The sequence below is a fragment of the Kribbella pittospori genome (assembly GCF_004331465.1).
Lineage (GTDB): Bacteria > Actinomycetota > Actinomycetes > Propionibacteriales > Kribbellaceae > Kribbella > Kribbella pittospori.
Genome location: NZ_SJKB01000015.1, coordinates 122,579 through 149,425, shown reverse-complemented (window position 1 = coordinate 149,425; position 26,847 = coordinate 122,579). Strand labels below are relative to the sequence as shown.

At 68.5% G+C, this 26,847-nt stretch carries 22 protein-coding genes and 1 pseudogene; 14 read left to right on the top strand and 9 right to left on the bottom strand.

The window, feature by feature from the left end:
- Positions 1 to 27: 27 nt before the first annotated feature.
- The 4 genes from E0H73_RS36085 to E0H73_RS36070 form a co-directional block, all read right to left on the bottom strand.
- A complete protein-coding gene (locus tag E0H73_RS36085; RefSeq protein ID WP_131364106.1) occupies positions 28 to 1,761 on the bottom strand; it encodes a glycoside hydrolase family 35 protein in 1,734 nt (577 codons plus the stop codon).
- 65 nt (positions 1,762 to 1,826) lie between these two features.
- Positions 1,827 to 3,122 (bottom strand): ABC transporter substrate-binding protein, encoded by a 1,296-nt coding sequence (locus E0H73_RS36080; RefSeq protein WP_238164493.1) that lies wholly within the window; start codon positions 3,120 to 3,122, stop codon positions 1,827 to 1,829.
- Between the two features lie 26 nt (positions 3,123 to 3,148).
- A complete protein-coding gene (locus E0H73_RS36075) occupies positions 3,149 to 4,012 on the bottom strand; it encodes a carbohydrate ABC transporter permease (RefSeq protein WP_202867723.1) in 864 nt (287 codons plus the stop codon).
- Entirely contained in the window at positions 4,009 to 4,941 is a 933-nt protein-coding gene (locus tag E0H73_RS36070) for a carbohydrate ABC transporter permease (protein WP_131364104.1), read from the bottom strand. Before E0H73_RS36070 ends, E0H73_RS36075 begins: the two co-directional genes overlap by 4 nt.
- Before the next feature lie 127 nt (positions 4,942 to 5,068).
- Here E0H73_RS36070 and E0H73_RS36065 point away from each other — a divergent pair, with 127 nt between their 5' ends.
- The gene (locus E0H73_RS36065; protein WP_131364102.1) at positions 5,069 to 6,100 is read left to right on the top strand and encodes a LacI family DNA-binding transcriptional regulator; all 1,032 of its coding nucleotides are present in this window, start codon (positions 5,069 to 5,071) and stop codon (positions 6,098 to 6,100) included.
- Here E0H73_RS36065 and E0H73_RS47555 read toward each other — a convergent pair whose 3' ends face one another.
- The 4 genes and pseudogenes from E0H73_RS47555 to sucC all read right to left on the bottom strand — a co-directional run bounded on the left by E0H73_RS47555 (position 6,101) and on the right by sucC (position 8,797).
- Positions 6,101 to 6,364 carry an NAD-binding protein gene (locus E0H73_RS47555; RefSeq protein ID WP_238164492.1) on the bottom strand — a complete coding sequence of 88 codons (264 nt, stop codon included), beginning with the start codon at positions 6,362 to 6,364 and terminating at the stop codon, positions 6,101 to 6,103.
- 65 nt (positions 6,365 to 6,429) lie between these two features.
- Positions 6,430 to 6,684 (bottom strand): annotated as a pseudogene (locus E0H73_RS47550) (NAD(P)-binding domain-containing protein); the annotation flags it as partial.
- Positions 6,685 to 6,725: 41 nt separating this feature from the next.
- Entirely contained in the window at positions 6,726 to 7,619 is an 894-nt protein-coding gene (gene sucD, locus E0H73_RS36055) for a succinate--CoA ligase subunit alpha (RefSeq protein WP_131364100.1), read from the bottom strand.
- Between the two features lie 14 nt (positions 7,620 to 7,633).
- Positions 7,634 to 8,797 (bottom strand): ADP-forming succinate--CoA ligase subunit beta, encoded by a 1,164-nt coding sequence (gene sucC / locus E0H73_RS36050; protein WP_131364098.1) that lies wholly within the window; start codon positions 8,795 to 8,797, stop codon positions 7,634 to 7,636.
- A 142-nt stretch (positions 8,798 to 8,939) separates the two neighbouring features.
- Between sucC and E0H73_RS36045 the strand changes: the two genes are divergently transcribed.
- Genes E0H73_RS36045 through E0H73_RS36025 form a run of 5 tightly spaced genes read left to right on the top strand, consistent with a single transcriptional unit; the run spans position 8,940 to position 13,831 of the window.
- Positions 8,940 to 10,361 (top strand): OFA family MFS transporter, encoded by a 1,422-nt coding sequence (locus E0H73_RS36045; RefSeq protein WP_238164491.1) that lies wholly within the window; start codon positions 8,940 to 8,942, stop codon positions 10,359 to 10,361.
- On the top strand, positions 10,358 to 10,933 hold the full coding sequence (locus E0H73_RS36040) for a hypothetical protein (RefSeq protein ID WP_131364096.1): 576 nt from the start codon (positions 10,358 to 10,360) through the stop codon (positions 10,931 to 10,933). Before E0H73_RS36045 ends, E0H73_RS36040 begins: the two co-directional genes overlap by 4 nt.
- A 39-nt stretch (positions 10,934 to 10,972) precedes the next feature.
- Positions 10,973 to 11,986: a Gfo/Idh/MocA family protein gene (locus E0H73_RS36035; RefSeq protein WP_131364094.1), complete on the top strand. Its 1,014-nt coding sequence runs from the start codon at positions 10,973 to 10,975 to the stop codon at positions 11,984 to 11,986.
- The gene (locus tag E0H73_RS36030; RefSeq protein WP_202867722.1) at positions 11,983 to 12,984 is read left to right on the top strand and encodes a Gfo/Idh/MocA family protein; all 1,002 of its coding nucleotides are present in this window, start codon (positions 11,983 to 11,985) and stop codon (positions 12,982 to 12,984) included. Before E0H73_RS36035 ends, E0H73_RS36030 begins: the two co-directional genes overlap by 4 nt.
- Position 12,985: 1 nt before the next feature.
- On the top strand, positions 12,986 to 13,831 hold the full coding sequence (locus tag E0H73_RS36025; protein ID WP_165555951.1) for a Gfo/Idh/MocA family oxidoreductase: 846 nt from the start codon (positions 12,986 to 12,988) through the stop codon (positions 13,829 to 13,831).
- Between the two features lie 55 nt (positions 13,832 to 13,886).
- On the opposite strand, the gene E0H73_RS36020 is transcribed toward E0H73_RS36025, so the two are convergent.
- On the bottom strand, positions 13,887 to 14,171 hold the full coding sequence (locus tag E0H73_RS36020; protein WP_131364090.1) for a hypothetical protein: 285 nt from the start codon (positions 14,169 to 14,171) through the stop codon (positions 13,887 to 13,889).
- Between the two features lie 137 nt (positions 14,172 to 14,308).
- On the opposite strand from E0H73_RS36020, the gene E0H73_RS36015 reads away from it, so the two are divergent.
- The 8 genes from E0H73_RS36015 (at position 14,309) to E0H73_RS35980 (ending at position 26,830) form a co-directional block, all read left to right on the top strand.
- Positions 14,309 to 16,024: a thiamine pyrophosphate-binding protein gene (locus E0H73_RS36015; RefSeq protein ID WP_202867721.1), complete on the top strand. Its 1,716-nt coding sequence runs from the start codon at positions 14,309 to 14,311 to the stop codon at positions 16,022 to 16,024.
- A gap of 12 nt (positions 16,025 to 16,036) precedes the next feature.
- A complete protein-coding gene (frc, locus tag E0H73_RS36010) occupies positions 16,037 to 17,263 on the top strand; it encodes a formyl-CoA transferase (RefSeq protein WP_131364088.1) in 1,227 nt (408 codons plus the stop codon).
- A 37-nt stretch (positions 17,264 to 17,300) separates the two neighbouring features.
- Positions 17,301 to 19,445, top strand: coding sequence for an acetate--CoA ligase family protein (locus tag E0H73_RS36005; RefSeq protein WP_131364086.1), 2,145 nt, complete (start codon positions 17,301 to 17,303; stop codon positions 19,443 to 19,445).
- 101 nt (positions 19,446 to 19,546) lie between these two features.
- Positions 19,547 to 21,046: an Nramp family divalent metal transporter gene (locus E0H73_RS36000; protein ID WP_131364084.1), complete on the top strand. Its 1,500-nt coding sequence runs from the start codon at positions 19,547 to 19,549 to the stop codon at positions 21,044 to 21,046.
- A gap of 2 nt (positions 21,047 to 21,048) precedes the next feature.
- Entirely contained in the window at positions 21,049 to 21,591 is a 543-nt protein-coding gene (locus E0H73_RS35995; protein ID WP_131364082.1) for a hypothetical protein, read from the top strand.
- Between the two features lie 382 nt (positions 21,592 to 21,973).
- Entirely contained in the window at positions 21,974 to 24,262 is a 2,289-nt protein-coding gene (locus tag E0H73_RS47545) for a winged helix-turn-helix domain-containing protein (protein WP_238164490.1), read from the top strand.
- 34 nt (positions 24,263 to 24,296) lie between these two features.
- The gene (locus E0H73_RS35985; protein ID WP_131364080.1) at positions 24,297 to 25,793 is read left to right on the top strand and encodes a cytochrome ubiquinol oxidase subunit I; all 1,497 of its coding nucleotides are present in this window, start codon (positions 24,297 to 24,299) and stop codon (positions 25,791 to 25,793) included.
- Entirely contained in the window at positions 25,790 to 26,830 is a 1,041-nt protein-coding gene (locus E0H73_RS35980) for a cytochrome d ubiquinol oxidase subunit II (RefSeq protein ID WP_131364078.1), read from the top strand. The genes E0H73_RS35985 and E0H73_RS35980 overlap by 4 nt, the downstream gene beginning before the upstream one ends.
- The last annotated feature ends 17 nt before the right edge of the window (positions 26,831 to 26,847 follow it).

Here is a 26,847-nt window from a genome sequence, read left to right as displayed (position 1 = left end):
CAGCGACGCCGGACCCACCTGTTCCACCTACAGTTCGAGCGGCCCGAGCGAGGGCCCGGCTACGAAGTGCGCCACCGGCTCAGCCATCACGTCCAACTCGAGAACGACGAGTTCGTTGCGGCCAGGACGAAGTACCGGACCGGGCACGTACAACGTCTCTTGCGGACCCCGCCGCCAGTACCGCCCGAGGTTGAACCCGTTCACCCAGGCAATCCCCTTGCCCCAAGCAACGGTCGAGAGGAAGTGGTCCACCGGCTCCTCGACCTCGAACGACGCCCGCCAAGCCGTCGGCCCGACACCGTTGACATCCGGCCGCACGGAGTCCCACAACAGCGGCACAGCCTCCACATCGATCGCACACACCGACCACCCGGTCAGCTCCGCCGACCCCACCCGGACCGGACCGATCAGCCCTTTGGGCTCGCCGATCCGCCGGCCGTAGTTCACCCGCCCCTGATCCTCGACCACGATCTCGAGCCGCCCACCACGCGGCAGCATCAGCGCACGATCGTGCCGCTCCCGGTCGAGGACACCGACCGGAGCACCATCCAGGAACACATACGCCCGATCCCGCACCTCCCCGACACTCAGCAGCACCGGCTCCTCCGCGGCGACCTCGGTGCGGAACAACGCCAACCGCGCGTCGAGCTCGTCCAGCGTCGGCAGTACGTCGTACGGAGACCAGTCACCCCAGGTATCCGCAAGCAACCGGACCGGTGAGCCGAGCACGGCCGAGGTCTCCGGCGCCCGCACCCCCGACGCCGGGACAACGTCGGGGACGCGCGCGTACCGCGAGATCACCTCGCGGAAGGCGTGGAACTTCGCGGTCGGGTTCCCCGCCTCGTCCAGCGGCGCGTCATAGTCGTACGACGTGATCGTCGGCCGGTAGACGCCCTTGTCGTTGGCCCCACTGGTCAGCCCGAAGTTCGTGCCGCCATGGAACATGTAGATATTCACCGACGCACCGGCCGCCAGCAGCGCGTCGAGTTCAGCCGCCGAGTCGGCGGCGCTGGTCGTATGGTGTGGCCCGCCCCAGTAGTCGAACCACCCGTCCCAGAACTCCATGCACATCAACGGCCCGCTCGGCTGGTGCTTCCGCAGCGTCGTCAGCCGCTCACCTGCCCGCGACCCGAACGACGCGGTCCGCAGTACGCCGTCCAGTCCGCCGGCCGCCAGCATCGCGTCGACCGGCTGGTCGACGGTCACCAGCGGCACCGTGATCCCGGCGTTCCGGATGATCTCGGCGACCGCCTTCAGATAGGTCTGGTCGTCGCCGAACGCGCCGTACTCGTTCTCCACCTGGACCAGCAGGACCGGTCCGCCCTCGTCGACCTGCAGCGGCCGGACGATCCGCAGTACGGCGTCCAGGTACTCCTCGATCGCGGCCAGGAAGCGCGGTTCGTTGCGGCGCACCCCCACGCCCGGCTCCCGGAAGAGCCAGGCGGGGAGGCCGCCGTTGTCCCACTCCGCGCAGATGTACGGACCCGGCCGGACGATCGCGTACAGGCCGGCCGCGGCCACCTCCCGCAGGAATCGCTCGAGGTCGAGTATCCCGGTGGTGTCGAAGACACCGGGCCGGGGACTGTGCGCGTTCCAGGGGACGTACGTCTCGATGGTGTTGAGCCCCATCAGGCGGGCCTTCTCGATCCGGTCGGCCCAGCTGTCCGGGTGCACCCGGAAGTAGTGCAGTGCGCCGGACAGGATCCGGAAGGGCGCGCCGTCGAGAAGGAAGTCGGACTCACCGATCGCGAAGTGGGACACAGGTCAGCCGTTCACCTGGAAGCCCTGCTGATTGCCGTAGGCAACCAGAGCGTCCTGCCAGGACTTCAGGCCGGCGTCCAGGTCGGACTTGGCCTGGTACGACTTGCCACGGTGTCGCCGTAGATGCTGTTCGCGTACAGCTCGTACGGCAGGTAGGTCCAGCCCTTGACCACCGTGCCGGCCGCGCCGGTGAGCACCTCGTTGATCTTCTGACCGCCGAAGTAGGCGCTGGCCTTGCCGACGAACGCCGGGTCCTTGAGGTCCGCCGTGGTCGCCGGGAAGCCGCCGCTCGCGAGGAACGGCTTCACGCCTTCGTCGTGGTTGAGCCAGCGCACGAAGGCGGCCGCCAGTGCCGGGTTTGCACTCTGCTTCAGGACGGACTCGGTGCTGCCGCCGTTCTCCGCGGTGGCCGGCTGGCCGTCGTAGGTCGGCATCGGGGCGACCCGCCACTTGCCCGCGCCGGCCTTGACCGACGCCTCCATCACGCCCGGCATCCAGGCACCGGTCGGCAGGGTCGCGATGGTGCCGTCGCCAAGGGCCTTGAACCACTCGTCGGTCCAGCCCGGGATCGCGGAGACCAGGCCGCCTTCGACGAGCTGGTTCCAGGTGCCGGTCCACTTCTTCGAGCCGTCGTCGGCCAGGTTGATGCTGATGTTCTTGCCGTCGGTCTTGAACGGCGTACCACCGGCCTGCCAGATCATCGACGTGGTGAAGCCGGCGTCACCGGAGTCGTTGGTGATGTAGGCCTTCGGGTTGGCCGCGTGCAGCTTCTTGGCCGCGGCGACGTACTCGTCCCAGGTCTTCGGCACGGTCAGGCCGTACTTGTCGAAGACGTCCTTGTTGTAGAACAACGCCATCGGCCCGGAGTCCTGCGGCAGGCCGAAGAGACCGCTGCCGGCGTGCACGGCGGCCCAGGTCGAGGCGGTGTACGCCGACTCGTACTGGCTGAAGCCGTACTGGTTCAGGTCGACGAGCGAGCCGGGCAGCGCGAACTGCGGAAGCGCCTGGTACTCGATCTGGGCCACGTCCGGAGCGCCCGAACCGGCCTTGATCGCGTTCTGCAGCTTGGTGTAGTGGTCGTTGCCGGTACCCGCGTTGACGTAGTTCACCTTGACGTTCGGGTACTGCGCCTCGAACGCCTTCACCTGCGCCTCGGCCGACGGCGTCCAGCTCCAGTAGGTGATGGTGCCGCCCTTCTCCAGTGCCGCGTTGACGGCGTCGGGGGAGCCGGCGGTCTGGCTCCCGCTGCCGCTGTCGGTCTTCGATCCGCCGCAGGCGGCCACGGCCCCGAGCGCCGTGAGAGCGGCTCCGGCAACCACCAGCTGCCGGATGCGGTGCCAATGTGGCCGATGTGACTTCATGGTGTTCCCTTTCACTTGACCCCGAACTATTTGACCGAGCCCGCGGACAGGCCGGACTGCCAGAACCGCTGGAGGAGGAGGAAGGCGACCACGAGGGGCACGATGGTCAGCAACGACCCCGTGATCACCAGGTTGTAGATGGGGCGGGCACCCACGCCGGTTGCCTGGTTGCTCCACTGGGTGAGCCCGACCGTGAGTGGGTAGAGGTTGGGTTTGCTGAGCATGATCAGCGGCAGGAAGTAGTTGTTCCACGTCGACACCACCGCGAACAGCAGAGTGGTGACGATGCCCGGGGCAAGCAGTCGTAGCGCGACGGTGAAGAACGTCCGGACCTCCCCGGCGCCGTCGATCCGGGCCGCCTCGAGGAGCTCGTGCGGTACGGCGTCGGTGGCGTACACCCACATCAGGTACAGCCCGAACGGGCTCACCAGGGACGGGATGATGATCGCCCAGACGGTGTTGGTCAGCCCAAGGTTCGAGAACATCAGGAACGTCGGCACGGCCAGCGCGGTCCCGGGGACGGCGACCGCACCCAGCAGCACCGCGAAGACGGCGCGGCGGCCGGCGAACTTGTACTTCGCCAGGCCGTAGCCGGCCGCGGTCGCGAGCAGTGTCGCCCCACCGGCACCGACGACGACGTACAGCACGGTGTTGCCGAGCCAGCGCAGGAAGATGCCGTCGTTGTAGGTGAGGGTGTCCTTGATGTTGGAGAAGAACGCGAAGCTCTTGCCGAACCACAGTCCTGGACTGGACAGCAGGTCCGCCTGGGTCTTGGTTGCGCTGAGCAACAACCAGAGAAGCGGCACCAGTGTGTAGACCAGGTACACCACCATCACGCCGGTCAGCAGCCGTGACCGCTTCGGGCGCAGCGGTGAGATCGTCGTACTCACAGGGCCTCCCGGGATCCGCGCAGCTGGACGACGTACGCGATGATCGCGGTGATGACGCCCATCACGATCGCGATCGTGGCGGAGTAGTTGAACTGCTGCCCGGCGAAGGACAGGTTGTAGGCGTACATGTTGGGCGTGTAGTACGTGGTGATCACGTTCGGCGCCAGGGTGCGCAGGATGTTCGGTTCGTTGAACAACTGGAAGCTGCCGATGATCGAGAAGATGGTGGCGATCACGATCGCGCCGCGCAGCGCCGGCAGCTTGACCGCGCGGATGGTGCGGAACGTCCCGGCGCCGTCGATCGCGGCCGCCTCGTAGAGCTCGCCGGGGATCGTGCGCAGCGCCGAGTAGAAGATCAGCATGTTGTAGCCGACGAACTCCCAGGTGACGATGTTCGCGATCGACGGCAGCATCCAGGACCCGCTCAGCGGCTGGATCGCGGTGGTGCCGAACAGGTCGTTCAGGTCGGCGGCGAGCCCGAAGTTGTTGCCGTAGATGTAGCCCCACATCAACACGGCGACCACGCCCGGTACGGCGTACGGCAGGAAGATCACGATCCGGAAGAAGCTCGCGGCGTGCAGCCGGGCGCTGTCGATGGCCAGCGCGGCCAGCAGCGCGAGGATCAGCATCACCGGCACCTGGACGACCAGGAAGACCGCGACCCGGCCGAACGCCTCCCAGAACTTCGAGTCCTGGATCGCGTCGACGTAGTTGTCCAGCCCGACGAACACCCGGCCGCCGAAGAACGCCTGCTCACGGAACAGGCTGAGGTAGATCGCGTACCCGATCGGGGCCAGGAAGGTGAGCGCGAACACGGCCAGGAACGGGCCGACGAACAGCCACCCCTTGCCGTCCCGGCCGGCTCGGCGCCGCCGGGTGCCGGTCGCGCGCAGTGGTCTGATGTGGTCGTGGGCCACGGACTCCGCCATACGTCCGTCGACCTCCTCTCGCTCCCGCGTCACCGCGACGCGCGCAATGTTGACGTCAACATCGACGGCGTGACGGTAGCGTGTTTACGTCAACATGTCTAGACTCCAGGCAACGCGAGGGAGGGTCATGGCAGCGGAGGATCCATTGGTACGACGGCGGCGCGGTCCGTCGATGGCCGACGTGGCCCGGCTGGCCGGCGTGTCCGGGCAGACGGTGTCACGGGTCGCGAACGACCGGCACAACGTCGACGCGGTGACCCGGGACCGGGTCCGGGCCGCGATGCGCGAGCTCGGCTACCGCCCGAACGGCGCCGCCCGCGCGCTGCGCAACGGCGAGTTCCGCAGTATCGGCGCGATTGTGTTCGAGCTGTCCAGCTTCGGTACGACGCGCACCCTCGACGCGATCGCGAAAGCGGCGACGATGAGTGGCTACTCGATCAACCTGCTGCCCGTGCTGGACGTCAGTCAGCGCGCGGTGACGAACGCGTTCAGCCGGCTGGGGGAGCAGGCGGTGGACGGCGTGATCATCCTGATCGAGGCGCACACGCTGGACGAGGCCGGCGTACAACTGCCGGACGGTCTGCCGGTCGTGGTCGTCGACTCGAGTGCCCACTACGACTACCCGATCGTCGACACCGACCAGGCGCAGGGCGCGCGGCTTGCCACGGAACACCTGCTGCAGCTGGGACATCGGACGGTCTGGCATCTCGGCGGCCCGCCGACGTCGTTCGCGGCCGACCGGCGCCGGCAGTCCTGGGAGCAGACCCTGCTCGACCACGGCTGCGAGGTGCCGCCAGTGCACGACGGCGACTGGACCGCCAGCTCCGGGTACGACGCGGGCCGCGCCCTGGCTGCCAATGACGACGTGACGGCGGTGTTCGTGGCGAACGACCAGATGGCCCTCGGTCTGCTGCGTGCCCTGTACGAGCGCGGCCGCGCCGTACCTGGCGATGTCAGTGTGGTCGGCTTCGACGACATGGAGGAAGCCGCGCACTTCTGGCCTCCACTGACCACCGTCCGCCAATCGTTCGCAGAGGTGGGACGTCATAGCGTCGACGCCTTGATCAGCGAGATCCAGGCGGGGGAGCACCACCACAGTCCGGTCTCTGTGGCGACCGAGCTGGTGGTCCGGGGCAGCACGGCGCCGCCCCGGACGTGATCAGCGGGCTGAGAGCTGCTCCACGACTTTGAGTAGCGCGGAGTGGTCCAGGGATCCGTGTCCTTGGGCCCGGGCCGCAGCTACCAGCTGAGCGACGACGCCGGTGACGGGGAGAGCGACGCCTGCGGCGCGCGCCGAAGCCAGCGCGATGCCCATGTCCTTGTGGTGAAGGTCGATCCGGAAGCCGGGCTCGAACTCGCGAGCCAGCATGCCGGCCGCCTTGAGGTCGAGGATGCGGTTGCCGGCCAGGCCGCCGGCGAGCACCTCGAGCCCGCGTCCAGCACCCGCACACCGCGCTCTGTTCCAGCGGCTGCCACTGCCAGCGACGTCTCCGGCGCGATCGAACTCATGTCGATCAACAGCACGCCCGGCTGGACGGCGGACAACACACCACCCGGCCCGAGCACGACCTCCGACACCTGCGGCGAGTCCGGCAGCATCGTGATGACCACCTCGGCCCCAGCCACCGCCGACGCGATGTCCGCCGCGGGCTTCCCGCCGGCCTGCGCCAACCGATCCACAGCAGCCGGTACGACGTCGTACCCGGTGATGGAATGGCCGGCCCGGACGAGGTTCGTCGCCATGTGCGAACCCATGATCCCCAGCCCGATGAAGCCGATCGCCGTCATACGCCGACCTCCTCCACCGCCAGTACGGCGCGCATCAGGTCAGCGGTCTCCGTGGGGGTCTTGCCGACGCGTACGCCGGCAGCTTCGAGGGCCTCCTGCTTCGCGGCCGCCGTACCCGACGAACCGGACACGATCGCGCCGGCGTGGCCCATCGTCTTGCCCTCCGGCGCGGTGAAGCCCGCGACGTAACCGACGACCGGCTTGGTCACGTTCTCCTTGATGAACGCGGCCGCCCGCTCCTCGGCGTCACCACCGATCTCGCCGATCATCACGATCGCGTCGGTGTCCGGATCCTCTTGGAAGGCCTGCAGCGCGTCGATGTGGGTGGTGCCGATGATCGGGTCACCGCCGATCCCGATCGCGGTCGAGAACCCGAAGTCGCGCAGTTCGTACATCATCTGGTACGTCAGCGTGCCCGACTTCGACACCAGGCCGATGCGGCCGGGACCCGCGATGTCGGCGGGAATGATGCCCGCGTTCGCACGCCCCGGGCTGATGATCCCCGGACAGTTCGGACCGATGACCCTGGTCCCCGCGGCCTGTGCACGCGCGAAGAACGCGGCGGTGTCCTGGACCGGCACGCCCTCGGTGATCACCACGACCAGCGGTACGCCGGCGTCGACGGCCTCGGTCACGGCGCCGAGCGTGAAGCGAGGCGGCACGAACACCACCGACACATCCGCAGCGGTCGACTTCACCGCGTCCGCGCACGAGCCGTAGACCGGGATCGAGCGCTTCGCGAAGTCGACCGACTGACCGCCCTTGCCGGGTGTCACGCCGCCGACGATGTTGGTGCCGGCGGCAAGCATCCGGCTGGTGTGCTTCTGTCCCTCGGAGCCGGTCATGCCCTGCACGATGACCCGGCTCTTCTCGGTCAGGAAGATCGCCATCTCTGTCCCACCTCTCAGTTCTGTGCCGCGACGGCGGCCAGTTCGGCCGCGCGGGCGGCGGCGCCGTCCATGGTGTCGACCACGGTCACCAGCGGATGGTTGGCCCGGGCAAGGATCTTGCGGCCCTCGTCGACGTTGTTGCCGTCCAGCCGGACGACCAGCGGCTTGTCGGCCTGGTCGCCGAGCAGTTCGAGTGCCTGGACGATGCCGTTGGAGACCGCGTCGCAGGCGGTGATGCCGCCGAACACGTTCACGAACACGCTCTTCACCTGCGCGTCGGACAGGATGATGCCGAGTCCGTTCGCCATCACCTCGGCGCTCGCGCCGCCGCCGATGTCGAGGAAGTTCGCCGGTTTCACGCCGCCGTGTGCCTCACCGGCGTACGCGACGACGTCGAGCGTGGACATGACCAGCCCGGCGCCGTTGCCGATGATTCCGACCGAGCCGTCGAGCTTGACGTAGTTCAGGCCCTTCTCCTGGGCCGCCGCCTCGAGTGGGTCCGCGGAGGCCTTGTCCTCGAAGCTCGCGTGGTCCGGATGCCGGTACGCCGCGTTCTCGTCGAGCGTGACCTTGCCGTCGAGGGCCTCCAGCGTGCCGTCGGCCAGCTTGACCAGGGGGTTCACTTCGACCAGCGACGCGTCCTCGGCGATGAACGCGTCCCACAGCTTGCGGACGACGTGCTCCGCGCCGACCGGGAAGCCGGCCGCGGCGACGATCTCGGCGGCCTTGGCGTCGTCGACGCCGACGGCCGGATCGATGGCGACCTTCGCGATCGCGTCCGGGTTGGTGTGCGCGACCTCTTCGATCTCGACACCGCCCTCGGTGCTGGCGATGCACAGGTAGTTGCGGTTGGCCCGGTCGATCAGGAAGGAGAAGTAGTACTCCTCGGCGATGTCCGCGGCCGGCGCGAGCAGCACCCGGTGGACCGTGTGCCCCTTGATGTCCATGCCGAGGATCTCGCCGGCCGTCGCCACCGCTTCGTCAGGCGTGGCGGCCAGTTTGACGCCGCCGGCCTTGCCGCGGCCGCCGGTCTTCACCTGCGCCTTCACCACCACCCGGCCGCCGAGTTCCGCGGCTGCAGCGGCGGCGTCGGCGGGGTCGTCGATCACCCGTCCGAGCGTCACCGGAACACCGTGCCGGGCGAAGAGTTCTTTGGCTTGGTACTCCATCAGGTCCATGGGAAGTCCTTCGATCGCTGCCGGTCGTATGGCGACTGTATGCTGTATGCATTCCGGTTCACAAGAGCTCCGAGCTCTGGACAACGCGGACGCGGAGGGGTACCACAGATCTCATACGGTATGCAGTAGTCAGGAGGCGGATATGAATCACGTGATGCCCCCCGGCCGGGACGGTGGGGTGGCGCCGTCAAATGTGCAGCCCCGGGATGTGCGTGACGTCTACGGCCGGCGGTACCGGATCGGCGAGGAGGCCCGGGATCTGACCGGACATTCGCGGCGCTGGCAACTGTGGGCCGCCTGGGCCTGCATGGTTGCCATCAGCCCCCTGCAGTACAGCTTCGGCACCGCCGCGCTCGGCCTCGACTCCGACCGCGGCTGGGGCTTCGCCCCGACCATGTGGCTGCTCGCGGTGTTCGTCGCCTGCCAGGCCCTGGTCGCCATCCCGGCCGCCTGGGCCCACCGGGTACGCCGTGCCACACCGACGCAACTGGTGATCGTCGGAGGTGTGCTCGCGGCGATCGGGCTCGCCACGCTCGCGCATGCGGGCAGCTACTTCGTTGTCGTCCTCGGCTACTCGCTGCTCGGCGGCAGCGGCGCAGGTCTGGTGTACGCCGCCTGCATCACCACGTCGGCCCGATGGTTCCCGGACCGTCGTACTGCGACGATCGGCTTCGTCACCGGTGGTTTCGCGGTCGGCGCCGTACCGAGTATCGCGTTGCTGGCGCTGGTCGACTCACCTGGCGGGCGTCGACTGGTGTTCGATCTGACCGCGATCGTCGCCGTTGCGATCGTGGTGACCGCGGGTGGGTTGCTGAAGGACCCGCCGCGACACTGGTGGCCGGCCGACATCGACGCGCAGGCGTGGGCCATCGACCGGAAGCTGAACCGGAGCATCCCGCACAACGCGCCCGCGGTCCGGCACTACCGTCCGGCCGAGGCGATGCGGACCGGCGCGCTGCCGCTGATGTGGCTGACGCTCGCTCTGTGTACGGCGCTGTCGTTGTTCGGTATCGCTTTCGTCGTGAGCTATGCGGTGACGGCCGGGCTGGGCATGGCAGTCGCGGGCTTCGCCGCCGGAATGCTTGCCGCGGTCAACGGTCTCGGCAGGTCGTTCGCCGGTAACCTCTCGGACCGGTTCGGCCGGCGTCGGGTGCTGGCCGCCGTACTCATGGTCGAAGGCTTCACCCACGTCGGCCTGGTTGTCGCCGGCGAGGCGGGGGCGGGCTGGGTCTTCGTGCTGTGCGCGATGTTCGCCGGTCTCGGTGGTGGCGCGTTCTACGCGATCATGGCCAACCTGGTGCTCGAGTTCTTCGGCGAGAACAGCCTGCTGCAGAACCAGGCGATCCTGTACTCCGCGAAGGCCGTCGGCGGACTGGTCGGAGTTGGCGTTACGGCGTCCTTGATCGCCGAGATCGGCTACCGGCCGTTGTTCCTCGGCGCCGGGCTACTCGGCGTGATCACTGCGCTGAGTGTGCGGTTGCTGAAACAACCCGGGCGACCGGCACTACCGGTCCGGCCACAGCTGGGTACGCCGGTCAGCGGAACAGTGCGGTCCGGCGAGTGAACGGCTACGGGAAGGTCGCCCGGTCCGATCCGTGTGTCATGGAACTGGTGTCGAGGCTGGCCCGTGAGCCCTGGACGGACCGGCCCACCTGTGTGCATCCCACTCTGAGCGCGGTCGCGAGGGCGGTCCACGACCACAGCAGCTCGTCCGGGCGCCGTGCGCTGCTGCCGCTGGCGCCGAGTTTCCTCGGCACCGCGCAGCCCGGTTTCGAACCGACCGCGCGATTGGTCTCGTTGTGCGTGTCCACAGCGCTGGTGGGCGGGGAGTTGACGACGGACGAGCGGAGAAGGCTCTCGAGGGCGCATCAGACCGCGGTCCATTTCCTCACCGGGCAGGAGGACCTGGCGGGATCGGCGCGCTGGTGGTTTCCGATCCTGGATCGGGTCTGCCGGAGCGAGTCGTTCTACCGGACGTTCGTCGCTCCCGAGCACGCTGCCGAAGCCGTATCCGTCACGGCCCGGGCCGCAGACGACGTACGGCTGCGCGGGTTGCTGAAACAGTGTCTGGCGGTGGCCGGCTCCGCTGTCACCGCTGCGCCGTCGATCGGGGGAGGCGGTCAGGCGCCGGTCTGACCTTTGACGTAGCAACCGGTTGCAGGGTTGACTCGGTCCATGCCCGCACCCCTCCGGCTGGCCGTGATCGGCGCCGCGCACGCTCATGTCAGGTACGCGCTGGACGAGGTGACACTGCGCGAGGATCTCGTGCTGGTCGCTGTCGCGGATCCGGATCCGGCGACGGCGGGCCGGTACGCCGCTGAGTTCGGCGTACCGGCGTACGACGATCACCGGCGGCTGCTCGACGAACTGCGGCCCGAGGTCGTCATGATCGCCGGCATCTACGCGGACCGGGCCGAGGCGATCGTGGACTCGCTCCGCGCCGGCGCGCACGTGCTGGCCGACAAACCTCTCTGTACGACGCTCGCCGAACTCGACGCGATCGAGGCCGCGCAGCGCGAAACCGGCCGCTTCGTTTCCCTGCTGCTGGAGAAGCGGCACTATCCCGAGACCCTGGCCGCTTGCGCGCTGCTGGCCGACGGCTCGCTGGGGGAGTTGGTGCAGGTCGCGTCGACCGGTCCGCACAAGCTCAACCGGCCGACCCGGCCGGACTGGTTCCTCAGCAGGAAGGGGTACGGCGGGATCCTCGGCGATCTCGCCGTCCACGACATCGACCTCGTCCTGCTGCTGTCCGGAGCGACCGAGGGAACGGTCGCCGGGCTGGCGGACAGCACCGATCCCGAGTTCGCGCTGCACGGATCGCTGCTGCTCGGAGCCGGCCCGGTCGTCGCGACGATCGAGGTCAACTGGCTGACACCCGCCGCATCGCCGTACCACGGTGACTACCGGATGCGACTCACCGGCACCGAGGGCACGGCGGAGTTGTTCTGGGCGCAGAACAAGTTGATCGCGGCAACCACCGACCGGCCGCCCTGGGAGGTGGAGCTGCCGCCCGGCCGGCGCCCGGCGGCCGAGGCGCTGGACGCCCTGTCGGCAGGCCGTGAGCCCGAGACGAGTACGGCGGCGGGGTTCGTGGCGACGCGGGTCGCGCTACTCGCTCAGCAGAGCGCCGACGCCGGTGAAGCCGTGCTGCCGTGGACCGACGGACAACAGAGAGGACAGGCCGGATGAAGTTCGCTGTGGTGGGTGCCGGAGTCATCGGTGAGACCCATGCCCGCCTGATCACGTCCCTCCCCGAGGGCTCGGAGTTGATCGCGATCGTCGATGTGGAGGCGGAGCGAGCGGCGGCTCTGAGCGGCAAGTACGGCGGTGAGCCGATGACGGATCTGAAGCAGGCCTGCGCCCGGCCGGATATCGACGCGGTCAGCATCTGCTTGCCCAGCGGGTATCACGCCGACAACGCCATCACCGCGCTCGAGGCGGGGAAGCACGTCATCGTGGAGAAGCCGATCGACGTCTCCCTGGCAGCGGCCGACCGGCTGATCGATGCGGAGGAGCAGACCGGACTGACCGTGGCCGTGATCAGTCAGCGCCGGTTCCAGTACGCCCCGGCCTTCATGCACCAGGCTGTCGCCGATGGCAGACTGGGCCGGATCACCACTGGACTGGCCGAGTCGGCCTTCTGGCGTTCGCAGGAGTACTACGACTCCGGCGGCTGGCGGGGCACGGTTGCGCTCGACGGCGGCGGAGCGCTGATGAACCAGGGCATCCACGTCGTCGACCTGCTGCTGTGGATGCTGGGCGAGCCCGTCGAAGTGCAGGCGTACAGCGACCGGCTCGCGCACGAGCGGATCGAGGTCGAGGACACGGTGGCGGCGACCGTCCGGTTCCGCAGTGGCGCGATCGGGTCGATCGTGGCCACCACGTCGGCGTACCCGGGCCGCCCGGTGCGGCTGTCCGTGTACGGCGACCGCGGCAGCGCGGTGATCGAGAACGACGACCTGATCGCCTTCGAGACTGCCGGTGCGGTGCCGGCGGGGCAGGCGAGCGGGACGACGTCGGTCGCCGATGCCCATCGGGATCAGTACCTCGACTTCATCGAGGCGGTCCGCGACGGCCGCGCGCCGGCGATCGGCACCCGGGACGCCCGGCGTGCACTCGAAGTGGTGCTCGGCAGCTACGAATCCGCCCGGACCGGTCGTCCGGTCCAGCTCACCGGGAGAGACTGACGTGCGCATCGGCATCATCGGGACGGAGAACTCCCACGTCGACCACATCATCGACTACCTGAACGTCGAGCGGAGGGCGGCCGACACCCGCGTCGTCGCCCTCAGTGGCGGCGCGAGCGAACGCAACGAGAAGCTCCGCGTCACCGGGCAGCTCGAGCGGCTTGTCGACGCACCGACCGACCTGCTGGGTCTGGTCGACGCCGTGATCATCACCGATCGGCACGGCGGTCTGCACCGGGAGCACGCCGTACCGTTCCTGGCCGAAGGTCTGCCGGTGTTCGTGGACAAGCCGCTCGCCTGCACCGGGGCCGATGCCCGGGCGATCGTTGCCGCGGCGCGCGAACACGATGCACCGTTGACCTCCTCCTCGGCTGTGCGCTGGGTGCCGGACACAGACGCGCTGGCCGAGCAGGCAGCGTCGCTCGGTGCACCGCAGACGGTAATCACCACCGGTCCGGCAGACCCGGACAGTGAGTACGGCGGCATCTACTTCTACGGGATCCACCCGGTCGACGTCGCGCTCAGGCTCGCGCCCGGCGCCGTCGGTGAGGTCAGCGTGGAAAAGTTCGCCGACACGATCGTCGCGGGCGCCGACGTCGGTGGCATCAGGGTCGTCGTGCAGTTCGTGCGACCGAGTTCGGATGGGCGGGTCCCGTTCCACGGTCTGGTCGTCGGGCGGTACGGCCTGGCGGCTCGCGAGCTCGTCCTCGGCCCGTCGTACGTCGAACCGGGGCTGCGTGCGTTCCTGGAGATGGCCAAGACCCGCCGGCCGCCGATCGACTACGACGACCTGGTCCGGCCCATGCAGTTCCTCGATGCGGTCGTCGAGGCGATTCGCTCGTACTGATACTTGCCGTCGCAGATCCGGGCCCCGCAGACACGGTCTGCGGGGCCCGGATTCGTTACGGAGCGCGTCGGCCCGGGCCTCCGACTCCTTCGTGATCGACGTCCCCGGCTCCCCAGAGCCCGTGGTCGTAGTCACCGTCCGGAATCACCACGAGCTCCTGCCGGCGGGGTGCACCCACCTGCTGCTCGAGCCGGCGGAGGTCGGTCGAACACCGATCGAGGTCGTCGAGCAGCCGCAGTACGTCGAGATGCGGGCCGAGCCGATTCCTCAACGCCACAAGGGTTTTCTCCAGCGCCCGCACGGCCTGACGGGTTGTGGCGAGTTCGTCGTGAATCGTCATCCCAGCCTCCTGGCGCCGAGCTCTGGACAACCACTATGGGCTGGGGTAAGACTACGACTACACCATACGGTATGCAATCTACAGACGAAGCTGTACCAACAAGCCGCACCCCGGCCCTTCCGAGGAGATGACTGCAGATGGCGCAGACAGTGTCGGAGACCCAACCAGCCGCCGACTCACCGAAGCCGGAGCCGGCGACGATCTCAGGTGGACACCTGGTCGCCAAGGCACTGAAGGCCGAGGGCATCGACGTGATCTTCACCCTGTGTGGCGGTCACATCATCGACATCTACGACGGCTGTGTCGACGAGGGCATCGCCGTCGTCGACGTCCGGCACGAGCAGGTCGCCGCGCACGCCGCGGACGGCTACGCGCGGGTGACCGGCAAGCCCGGCTGCGCGGTCGTCACCGCCGGCCCCGGTACGACGGATGCCGTCACCGGCGTCGCGAACGCCTTCCGTGCGGAGAGCCCGATGCTGCTGATCGGCGGCCAGGGCGCGCTGAACCAGCACAAGATGGGGTCCCTGCAGGACCTGCCGCACGTCGACATGATGACGCCGATCACCAAGTTCGCCGCGACCGTGCCGCACACCGCGCGCGCCGCCGACATGGTTTCGATGGCGTTCCGTGAGTGCTACAACGGCGCGCCCGGCCCGTCGTTCCTGGAGATCCCGCGCGACATCCTGGACAACTCGGTCCCGGTCGACTCGGCGACGGTCCCGGAGGCCGGTCACTACCGGGCCTCCACCAAGAGCATCGGCGACCCGGCGAACGTCGAGGCGCTGGCCGACCTGCTGGCCCGGGCCGAGAAGCCCGTCGTCCTGCTGGGCAGCCAGGTCTGGACGTCTCGCGGCAGCGAGGCCGCGACCGAGTTCGCCCGCACGCTCGACATCCCGGTGTTCATGAACGGCTCGGCCCGCGGCACCCTGCCGCCCGGCGACCCGCACCACTTCCACCTGTCCCGGCGGTACGGGTTCAACAACGCCGACCTGATCCTGATCGTCGGTACGCCGTTCGACTTCCGGATGGGCTACGGCCGCCGGCTGCCGAAGAGCGCGACCGTGGTCCAGATCGACATGGACTACCGCACCGTCGGCAAGAACCGCGACATCGACCTCGGCCTGGTCGGCGACCCGGGCGCGATCCTGGCCGCGGTCACCCAGGCGGCGTCGGGCCGGGTCAAGAAGGTCGACCGCAAGGCCTGGTTCGCCGAACTGCGTGCCGAGGAGGACGCGGCGTACCAGAAGCGGCTGCCGCGGCAGTTGTCCGACGCGAACCCGATCCACCCGCTGCGGCTCGCGCACGAGATCAACGAGTTCCTCACCGAGGACTCGATCTACATCGGCGACGGCGGCGACATCGTCACCTTCTCCGGTGGCGTCGTCCAGCCGAAGTCGCCCGGCCACTGGATGGACCCGGGCCCGCTCGGGACCCTCGGTGTCGGCATCCCGTTCGTCCTCGCGGCGAAGTACGCGCGACCGGACAAGGAAGTGGTCGCACTCTTCGGCGACGGCGCGTTCTCCTTGACCGGCTGGGACTTCGAGACGCTCGTCCGCTTCAAGCTCCCGTTCGTCGGTGTCGTCGGCAACAACTCGTCGATGAACCAGATCCGCTTCGGCCAGGAGGCGAAGTACGGCCACGACCGCGGCCGGATCGGGAACACGCTCGGCGACGTGAAGTACGACGAATTCGCCAAGATGCTCGGCGGGTACGGCGAGGAGGTCCGCGACCCGAAGGAGATCGGGCCGGCCATGCAGCGGGCCCGCGAGTCCGGGCTGCCCTCGCTCATCAACGTGTGGGTCGACCCGGACGCGTACGCGCCCGGAACCATGAACCAGACCATGTACAAGTAGGGGAGGACCAGTATGAGCAAGGCCCTCGACGGGGTCCGTGTACTCGACATGACGCACGTGCAGTCCGGACCGTCCTGTACCCAGCTCCTCGCCTGGCTCGGCGCCGATGTGATCAAACTCGAGGCGCCCACCGGCGACATCACCCGCCAGCAGCTGCGCGACATCCCCGACGTCGACAGCCTCTACTTCACGATGCTCAACTGCAACAAGCGCAGCATCACGCTGAACATGAAGTCCGAGCGGGGCAAGGAGATCTTCACCGACCTGGTCAAGGACGCCGACGTCCTGGTGGAGAACTTCGCCCCCGGCGCGATCGACCGGATGGGCTTCACCTGGGACCGGCTGCAGCTGATCAACCCGAAGCTGGTCTACGCCTCGATCAAGGGCTTCGGCCCCGGCCGGTACGAGGACTTCAAGGCCTACGAGGTGGTCGCCCAGGCGATGGGCGGTGCGATGAGCACCACCGGGTTCGAGGACGGCCCGCCGACCGCCACCGGCGCGCAGATCGGCGACTCGGGCACCGGCATCCACCTGGTCGCCGGCATCCTGGCCGCGCTGCTCCAGCGGACCAACACCGGCAAGGGCCAGCGCGTGAGCGTGGCGATGCAGGAGGCCGTGCTCAACCTGACCCGGGTCAAGCTGCGCGACCAGCAGCGGCTCACGCACGGTCCGCTGCCCGAGTACCCGAACGAGAACTTCGAGGACGAGGTGCCGCGGTCCGGCAACGCCTCCGGTGGCGGCCAGCCCGGCTGGGCGCTGCGGTGCGCACCGGGCGGGCCGAACGACTACATCTACGTGATCGTCCAGCCGCCCGGCTGGGCACCGATCGCGAACCTGATCGGCAAGCCGGAGCTGGCCGACGACCCGGACTGGGCGACGCCGGCCGCGCGGCTGGACAAGCTCGACAAGATGTTCGCGCTGATCGAGCAGTGGACCGAGCAGCACACCAAGTTCGAGGTGATGGACAAGCTCAACGCCCTGAACGTGCCGTGCGGGCCGATCATGTCGACCCGCGAGCTGATCGAGGACGAGACGCTGGCCGAGCTCGGCGCCGTGGTCGAGGTGAAGCACCCGCAGCGGGGCAGCTTCAAGACCGTCGGCTGCCCGCTCAAGCTGTCCGACTCCCCGGTCCAGGTCGAGACCTCGCCCGGTCTCGGCGAGCACAACTCCGTCGTCTACGGATCGCTCGGCATCGACACCGCCGAGCTCGAGGAACTCAAGGCAGCCGGCGTCATCTGACGCCGACCTCTCCCCGCATCCCTGAAGGAGCGCAGGCATGACCTATGACAAGGCAGCAGTCCGAACCATCCTCGACCAGGCTCTGGCGGACGGCCGCACCTCTCTGAGCGCGCCCGAGGCCAAGCTGGTCGCGGACGCGTACGGCATCCCGACGCCGGGTGAGGGGCTGGCCACGACTGCCGAGGGAGCCGCCGGTCTCGCGGCCGAGATCGGTTTCCCCGTCGTGCTGAAGATCGTCTCGCCGGACATCCTGCACAAGACCGATGCCGGTGGCGTGGTCGTCGGCGTCGACAGTGCCGAGGCGGCCAAGGCGGCGTACGAGAAGATCATCGCCAACGCCAAGGCCTACCAGGCCGACGCGGAGATCGTCGGTGTGCAGGTGCAGAAGATGCTGGTCACCGGCGGTGACGTGCAGGAGGTCATCGTCGGCGCGGTCACCGACCAGACGTTCGGCAAGGTGGTCGCGTTCGGGCTGGGTGGCGTCCTGGTCGAGGTACTCAAGGACGTCACCTTCCGGCTCGCCCCGCTGACCGGCGACGAGGCCCGCGCGATGGTCGACGGGATCGGTGCGCACGAGATGCTGAACGGCGTCCGCGGCGCGAAGCCGGTCGACAAGGACGCGGTGGCGGACCTGATCCAGCGGCTGTCGGACCTGGTCAACGACTTCCCGCAGTTCGCCGAGGTGGACCTGAACCCGGTGCTGGCCGGGCCGGACGGTGCCACCGCGGTGGACTTCCGGATCATCGTGGACGCCGAGGCCGGCAAGCCGGTCGAGCGGTACAGCCAGGAGGAGATCCTGACCGCGATGACGCGGATCATGAAGCCGCGTGCGGTGGCCGTGATCGGGGCGTCGAACGAGACCGGCAAGATCGGCAACTCGGTGATGAAGAACCTGGTCAACGGCGGGTACGCCGGGGACATCTACCCGGTCAACCCCAAGGGCGGCGAGGTTCTCGGGCTGAAGGCGTTCCCGAGCATCACCGATATTCCCGGTGATGTCGACGTGGCGGTGTTCGCCGTACCGGCCAAGTTCGTCGCCGGAGCGCTCGAGCAGTGCGGCCAGAAGGGTGTCGCGGGCGCGATCCTGATCCCGTCCGGGTTCGCCGAGACCGGCGAGCAGGAACTGCAGGACGAGGTCGTTGCCATCGCCAAGAAACACAACGTGCGGATTCTCGGCCCGAACATCTACGGCTACTACTACCTGCCGGAGAGCCTCTGCGCGACGTTCTGTACGCCGTACGACGTCCGCGGCAGTGTGGCGCTGTCGTCGCAGTCCGGTGGGATCGGGATGGCGATCCTGGGCTTCAGCCGGTCCAGCCGGATGGGCGTCTCCGCGATCGTTGGGGTAGGCAACAAGGCCGACATCGACGAGGATGACCTCCTGACGTTCTTCGAGAGCGACGACAACACCAACCTGATCGCCATGCATCTGGAGGATTTGAAGGACGGCCGGGCGTTCGCCGAGACGGCGGCCCGGGTGTCGAAGAAGAAGCCGGTGGTCGTCCTGAAGGCCGGCCGCACCGACCTGGGCGCGCGGGCCGCGAGCTCGCACACCGGCGCCCTGGCCGGCAACGACAAGGTGTACGACGACATCCTGCGGCAGAGCGGTGTGGTCCGGGCGCCGGGGCTGAACGAGATGCTCCAGTATGCCCGCGGCATCCCGCTGCTGCCGACGCCGAAGGGCGAGAACGTCGTCATCATCACCGGCGCGGGCGGTTCCGGCGTACTGCTCTCCGATGCCTGTGTCGACGCCGGCCTGACTCTGATGGACATCCCGGCCGACCTGGACGCGGCGTTCCGCACGTTCATCCCGCCGTTCGGTGCCGCCGGCAACCCGGTCGACATCACTGGTGGCGAGCCGCCGTCGACGTACCGCAACACGATCGCGCTCGGGCTGGAGGACGAGCGGATCCACGCGCTCATCCTGGGCTACTGGCACACGATCGTGACGCCGCCGATGGTGTTCGCGAAGCTGGTCGCCGAGGTGGTGGAGGAGTATCGCGCCAAGGGCATCGACAAGCCGGTGGTGGCCTCAGTGTCCGGTGACGTCGAGGTCGAGGAAGCAAGTCAGTACCTGTTCGATCACGGAGTGGTCGCTTACCCGTACACCACCGAGACACCGGTCCAGGTGCTCGGTGCGAAGTACCGCTGGGCCCGCAACGCCGGGCCGCTCGGTTCCTGAAAGTCCCCAACCTGTTCGGAGGAAGCCGGTGATGCTGTTGGTCAGGGGGGAGTGCACGGGGGAGCGTCAAGCCAAGCTGGCGTCGATCTAAGGAGTCCGCCTTGGACGTCACAAGCAAGACCTCAGAAGTACCAGAAGAGCCGGCCTCGACGGCCGTCACCGAGAAGGTCTGGAAGGCCGGCCGGCTCGAACCGATGCCGATCCGGAAGCTCCCGGACGCACCGCCGTCCATGCACATCCTCGGTCCGACCGTGTTCCTGGTCGCGCTGGGCGTGGGCATGGGTGAGTCCTACATGTGGCCCCGCCTGGTGCTGGTGTTCGGCCCGGACATCCGCTGGTTGTTCCTGGTCGGCGTCACCCTGCAGGCGTTCGTGCTGCTGGAGATGGCCCGGTACGCGATGGCGACCGGGGAGAGCATCTTCTTCGGCGCGGCGCGGGTCTTCAAACCGATGATGTGGTTCTTCTACGTCGCGGCGATCCTGATCTATATGTGGCCCGGGCATCTGTCTGCCGGGGCCGCTGCCTTCGAGGAGATCACCGGCATACCTTGGCAGGTCACCGCGTGCGTGGCTCTGGTGTTCGTCGGTGTGCTGTTCAGCCTGCTGTCGGTGATCTACAACTTCCTCGAGAAACTCCTCGGTCTGCTGATCGGCCTGCTCGTCGTCGGTACGTCGGTGATCGCCGCGATCGTGGGCAACTGGGACGATCTGGGCCAGACCCTGCAGGGCATGTTCGCGTTCGGGTTCTTCCCGGAGAAGGCACTGTCCGAGGCCTGGTTCCCGATCGTGGTCGGTTCGATCGCGTTCGCCGGCCCGTCCGGTATGCAGCAGATGTGGTACACGCTGCAGTTGCGCGACAGCGGTGCGGCGATGGGGTCGCACATCCCGAAGATCCGCGGTCTGCGGTCGGCCGACCAGGCCGAGTCGATGCCGTCGCGGGGCTTCATGTTCGACACCGAGGACCCGGCCGAGATGCAGAAGTGGAAGGGGTGGCGCAAGTGGGTCACCTTCGACGCCCTGCTGCTGTTCTGGGGCATCACCATGCTGGTCACGATCTCGTTCACCGTGCTGGCCATGTCGGCGGCCCGGACGAACCCGGACGTGGCCAGCCTGATCGAGGGCGGTGACCGGGACGCGGCCCTGTCGGCCATGTCGGACGCGTTCGCGTCGGCCGGCAGCCCGATCCTGGGCACGCTGTTCTTCGCCTTCATCGCGCTGATCGGGCTGAACGCGACCCTGGGTCTGTTCGACTCGTTCTCCCGCGGTCAGGCCGACATGACGTACTACTTCGTGCCGGGGGCCAAACGGTTCTCGATGTCGAAGCTGTACGCCGGGTTCCTGTGGGGCGTGATCACGTTCGGGATCCTGATCCTGCTGTTCGGTCCGGCCGACGGTCCGGCCGGGATCCTGGACATCCTCGCCTTCTTGTCCACGTTCGCGATGGGTGCCTACTGCATCGTGTTGCTCCTGGTGAACAACAAGCTGCTGCCCAAACCGATCCGGCCCGGGCCGGTGCGCAACGTGATCATCGGGTTCGGCGCGGTGTTCTATCTCGGCATGCTGTTCTACAGCCTGATCCGCTTCGGTGTGGTTGTGAGCTGACCATGACTCAGACAGCTGATCTGAAGCAGCTCGCGGAGTTCTCGGTGCCGGCCGTCTCGGTGGGCGCCGCAGCCGGAGTGATCGCCGGAGGGTTGGCCGCGTTCGTCGGCCAGCCCTTCGGCTGGGCGGTCGCGACCGGGCTCGGCCTGGGCGTCCCGCTGATGCTCTTCGGTGCCGGGTACTCCGTTCTGATGGGCATGGGCAAGATCCCCGCCGGGGTGTTCGCGCCGGCGGCGGTCTACTGGGTGATCGCCTTCCCGCTCTCCCTGCTGGTGCATTCCGTCGTGACCGAATGGGTGGTGACCGGTACGCCGGGCCTGCCGCCGGACCCGTGGAAGTTCCTCGCGTTCCGGGCCCTGGTCAGTATGGGCTTCGCGATCGGCTTCCTGTGGATGCACGAGCAGATCGGGCGGCACTGGTGGCCGCACATCCTGGAACGCAACATCTATGCACGGCGGACGGTGGAGCAGTACGCCCATCTCGCCGCCGCTCTCGAGGCACGCAAGGCCGCGACCGGACGTGGTCGCAAGAAGCGTGTCGCCTGAAGGAATCCCCCGCCGGTAGCCCGCAGCCAGCCTCTGGTTGCGGGCTACCGTTCGCCCTTCGCCGGATTCGGTTTCACCCCATCGGGGCGATGCCGGGTGTCCGCCGGGAACCCCACAGTCGAAAAGGGACCGGGTCGCACCGTCCGCTCTTTGCCGGACGGTGCGGGGCAGGCTGGCGGGAGGGGGCCGCGGTATGAGGGTGGATTTGCGTGCGGAGCGGATCGGATCGCACACGGCGGGTAGGCCCGCGCTGAGATCCGTCATCGAACCGGCCATCCCGCTCAGTCGGATCCATCCGCCGGCGCCGCCCTTCCTCGTCGTCCAGCGGCCACGGTTGCTCGACCGTATCTCGCAGGCCGTTCGGGAGGCTCCGCTGACGCTGGTGAGCGCCCCTGCCGGGTCCGGCAAGACGGTGCTGGCGGCGGCGTGGGCGAGGAGCCACCGACAGGCACAGGTGGCCTGGCTCTCACTGGCCGACCGTGACGACACGTTCATCCCGGATGTGCGCTGCGCGCTCACCGAAGCCGGCGCCGGGGTCGCGGACACCGGCTGTCCAACGGGTGCGGAGGTCGACGTGTTGGCCGAGCAGTTGCTGCTTCCTGACGGACCGGTGGTCCTCGTACTCGATGGCGCCGAACGGGTACAGCAGCCGTTGGTCTTCGAGCAATTGGGCCGGTTGCTCGACACGACCGGGGACCGGCTCCGGGTACTGATGACGACCCGGGTAGATCCGCCGCTGCCGTTGCACCGGTACCGGCTGGAGGGCAGGCTCGCTGAGCTCCGGTCCGACGACCTTGCTCTCACCGGTCCAGAAGTCGAAGCGTTGCTCGGCCTGCACGACATCACGCAGCCGGAGGCAGCGGCTCGGGACGTGCTCGACCTGACCGAGGGCTGGGCGGCCGGAGTACGGCTGGCGGCGCTGGCACTCCGTGCCGGTGACCATCGGACCCTGCCGACGGGGTTCTCGACCGACTACCTGGCCGCGGAGGTGTTCGGTGATCTCGCCGCGGACGATCGAGACTTCCTGCTCAGGATCAGTCTCGTCGACGACGTCATCCCGGAGCTCGGTGCCGCGCTGACGGACCGCCCGGACGCGGACGAGGTGCTGCGGCGGATGGCGATCGGCAACACCTTCGTCCGACCGGTGCCCGGACGCGCTGGTCACTACCGGATCCACCCGCTCTTCCGTGAATTCCTTCGCACCAAACTGGACCGCACGCTGCCCGCCGCGATCGGCAACCTCCAGCGGCAGGCCGCGGACTGGTACGGCGCGAACGGCCGAATGCTGCCGGCCGTCAGGCACACCGCCGAGACGGGGAACTGGGAACGTGTCGCCGGCTTCGTCGTCAACGGCCTGGGCGTTGGTGATTTGCTGCTGCCGACCCGGGTGGGTTCGGAGCTGGCCGGCTGTCTGTCGGCCATGCCAGACCTGGACTCCGCTGACGTGCAGCTCGTTCGCGCCGCGATCGCCCTCGCCGACCACGATGTCGCCGCGGCCGCGGGATGCCTTGCGCGCTGTGCAGAGGACCCGCCGGTCAACAGCGGATGGCGTGTGTCGGCCGCTGTCGTGACCACACTGATGCACCACGGGTCAAGCAGTATCGACCAGACCTTGCTCGCCGCACGTGGGGCGCGGGAGGAACTGGCCGCGCACGGGAACGACGTACTGAAGGCGCTGGTGCTGAGTGCGGAAGGTACGGCGTACCTCCGCGGTGGCTACCTCGACCTTGCGTGTGCTGCGCTCGCCGACGCGGTCCGGACGGCCGCTGCGGATGGCTGCGAGGATCTCCGGTTGCGATGCCTTGCCACGCTGGCGCTCGCCGAAGCCTGCCGTGGGCATCTGTCCCGCGGACAAGCCCTCGCGGACACCGCCGAGCGACTCGCCGGAGAGTCCGTCGCCGCGGCGGAGCGTCCTGCCGCAACACATCTGGCGCACTCGTGGGTCGCGCTCGAACGTCAGGACCTCGCCCAGGCCCAGCATTCCCTCGACCGCGCTCGCCGGCTCCGCGAGACGCAGGACGACAGCCTGCTGAGCGCAGTGTGCTGGCTGTTGCGCGTGCGGCTGTTGCGGGACCGGGGCGACTGGGTCGGTGCTCGGTGTGCGCTGAGGAACCCGGAGCCGCCGGACAGCTGGCTGCGCGGGTACATCGACGCCGAGGCGGTGGGTGTCGGTCTGGACCGGGCCGGGGCGAACGACGTGATCCACGGCCGGACGACGACCGCATCGCAGCGAGTGCAGGAACTCCTGGATCACGCGCAGGCCGAATGGCTCGGGGGGAATGTCCGCAGTGGCCGGTCCGGGGTCGCCAAGGCGCTGCTGCTGGCTCGCGGCGAGCGGATCCGCCGCCCGTTCACGCACACCCCCGAGCGGTTGCAGGCGGTCATCCGCAACGATGCCGGGCTGCGCTCGCTGGCCGGCTGGCTGCGCCCGGCCCAGACCACGGACACGGATCCGGCCGACGACCCGGCAGCGGTCTTCGAGGAACTGTCGGAGCGGGAGCTCGACGTACTGCGGTTGCTCTCGACGCTGCGCACCACCCACGAGATCAGTGCCGAGCTGTTCATCTCGGTCAACACGGTGAAGACGCACGTCCGCAACATCCTGCGGAAACTCTCGGTGTCGAGCCGCAACGACGCCGTCCGCCGGGCCTGGGATCTCAACCTGATCTGACCAATCACTGCGCCGGGGCACAAGGAGGGCTCGGATGATCGTGGGGGAGAGCGTCACCGGTCTGGTCGTCGCGGCCGCCGTGAACCCGGTCCCGTGGGCGCGTGCGCAGATGGCGTTCACACTTGCCTTCCACATCATCCTGGTGCCGCTCGGGGTGTCGTGGGCGTTCATGACGCTGATCGCCAACTACCGCGGGATCAGGCGCGCCGACCACGACGCGCTGGTGCTGGCGCAACGGTGGTCGAAGTACATGGCCGTGACGTTCGCCGTCGGTGCGGTGACCGGGACCGTGCTGAGCTTCGAGTTCGGTCTGCTCTGGCCGCGGTTCATGGGCGTGTACGGCGATGCGTTCGGCATCCCGTTCGCCTTCGAGGGGCTGTTCTTCTTCACCGAGGCGATCTTCGTGGCGATCTACATCTTCGGCTGGCGCCGGCTGAAACCGTGGGCGCACTTCTGGACCGGCGTACCGATCGTGATCGCCGGCATCTTCGGCTCGATCTCGGTGGTCGCGGCGAACGCCTGGATGAACGCGCCGGCCGGCTTCACGATGAACGCGAACGGCGAGATCACCCAGGTCGAACCGCTCGAGGTGATCTTCAACGACGCGATGCCGTTGCAGGCCGCGCACATGCTGATCGCCGCGTACCTCGTCGGCGGGTTCCTGGTCGCGTCGATCTACGCGGCCGGGATCCTGCGCGGCCGCGACGACCGGTACCACCGGATCGGGTTCACCATCGCGTTCACGGTCGCCGCGATCATGACGCCGATCCAGATGGGGGTCGGCGACTCGCTGGCCCGGTGGGTGTACAACAACCAGCCGGTCAAGTTCGCCGCGATCGAGTTGGTGCCGACGACGGCTTCCGACGTACCGGAGACGTTGCTCGGCCGGCTCAACGCCGACGGGACGATCTCCGGCGGCATCCCGATCCCCGGGCTCGCGTCCTGGCTGTCGGATCCGAGCAGCGGCAAGTCGACCGTCGTACAGGGTCTGGACACCGTGCCGGTCGACGAACGGCCGACGATCCGGGAGACGAACACGGTCCACCTGGCCTGGGACGTCATGGTCGGTCTCGGTACGGCCCTGTTCCTGCTCTCGGTCTGGTACGGCCTGACCTGGCTCTTCCGCCGCAGGATGCCCCGGAGCCGGTGGTTCCTCCGCGCCGCGGCCTGCGCCGGGGTCCTGGCTGTGATCACGATGGAGGCGGGCTGGATCGTCACCGAGGTCGGCCGGCAGCCGTGGATCGTCTACAACCGGATGAAGGTCGAGGAGGCCGCGACCGCCAACGCCGGTGTCTGGATCACCTTCATCGCCGTCTTCGTGCTGTACGCCGCGCTCGGTGTCACGACGATCCTGGTGCTGCGGGGGATGAGCCGGCGCTTCCGCCGGGCGGGCGGTTTCGTCGAGGGTGACACGCCGTACGGCCCCGCGCCGGACGCTGCCGTGGAGGAGGCCGCCGTCGAGGAGGGCCTGGGGGAGGACGCCGAACAGGTCGGCCAGGAGCCCGCGGTGGTCGAGGAGCGGGCACCGTGAGTACTGCGATCGCGGTCGTGCTCCTGCTCGCCCTGGCGGCGTACGCCGTGTTCGGTGGAGCGGACTTCGGTGCCGGGTTCTGGGACCTGACCGCGGGCGGCCCCGAGCACGGCGCGGAACCGCGCGCGGTGATCGAGCAGTCGATCGGTCCGGTCTGGGAGGCGAACCACGTCTGGTTGATCTTCATCTTTGTCGTCACCTGGACCGCCTTCCCGGCTGCGTACCAGTCGATCATGCTGACGCTGTTCGTACCGCTCACCGTGGCCGCGCTGGGGATCGTCCTGCGCGGCGCGAGTTTCGCCTTCCGGAAGTCGGTGGTGACGCTGCGGTTCCGGCGGGTCTTCGGTGGTGCCTTCGCCTTGTCGTCGGTGCTCGTGCCGTTCTGCCTGGGTGCGATCGCGGGTGGCATCGCGTCGGGGCAGGTGCCATCGGGTGGCGAGGCCGGTGACCCGGTGGACAGTTGGCTGAACCCGACGTCGCTGGTGACCGGAGTGCTCGCGGTCGTGGTGTCGGCGTACCTGGCGGCCGTGTACCTCGTCTGGGACTCCCGGCGCCTGCGCAGGTACACGATGGGCGAGTATTTCCGCCGCCGGGCGCTGGTGAGTGCGATCGTCGCGGCGGTGGTCGCGGTGGCCGGTCTGGTCGTCCTGAACGCCAAGGCGTCGCATGTGTTCGACGGCTTGACGTCGAGAGCCCTTCCGGGCGTGATCCTCAGTGTGCTGTGCGGATTGGGCGCGCTGGTGCTGTTGATTCGGTACGCGGGCCGTGGTGCGCGGGTTCTCGCCGCGCTCGCGGTGGCCGGACTGATCATCAGCTGGGGCATCGCCCAGTGGCCGTACCTCCTGCCGGAGAGCCTGACCGTCTCGGCGGCTGCCGCTCCCCAGGGCACGCTGGCGACGTTGCTCGTGGCGGTTGGGCTGGCCATTGTGATCGTCGTGCCTGGTTTCGTCCTGCTCTACGTGCTCGACCAGCGTGCACTGCTCCCCGAGGAGGGGACCGAGGACGTCGGTGACCGTCCAATCACCTCCGGCGGGTGATTCGTCGTTCCGTTCGA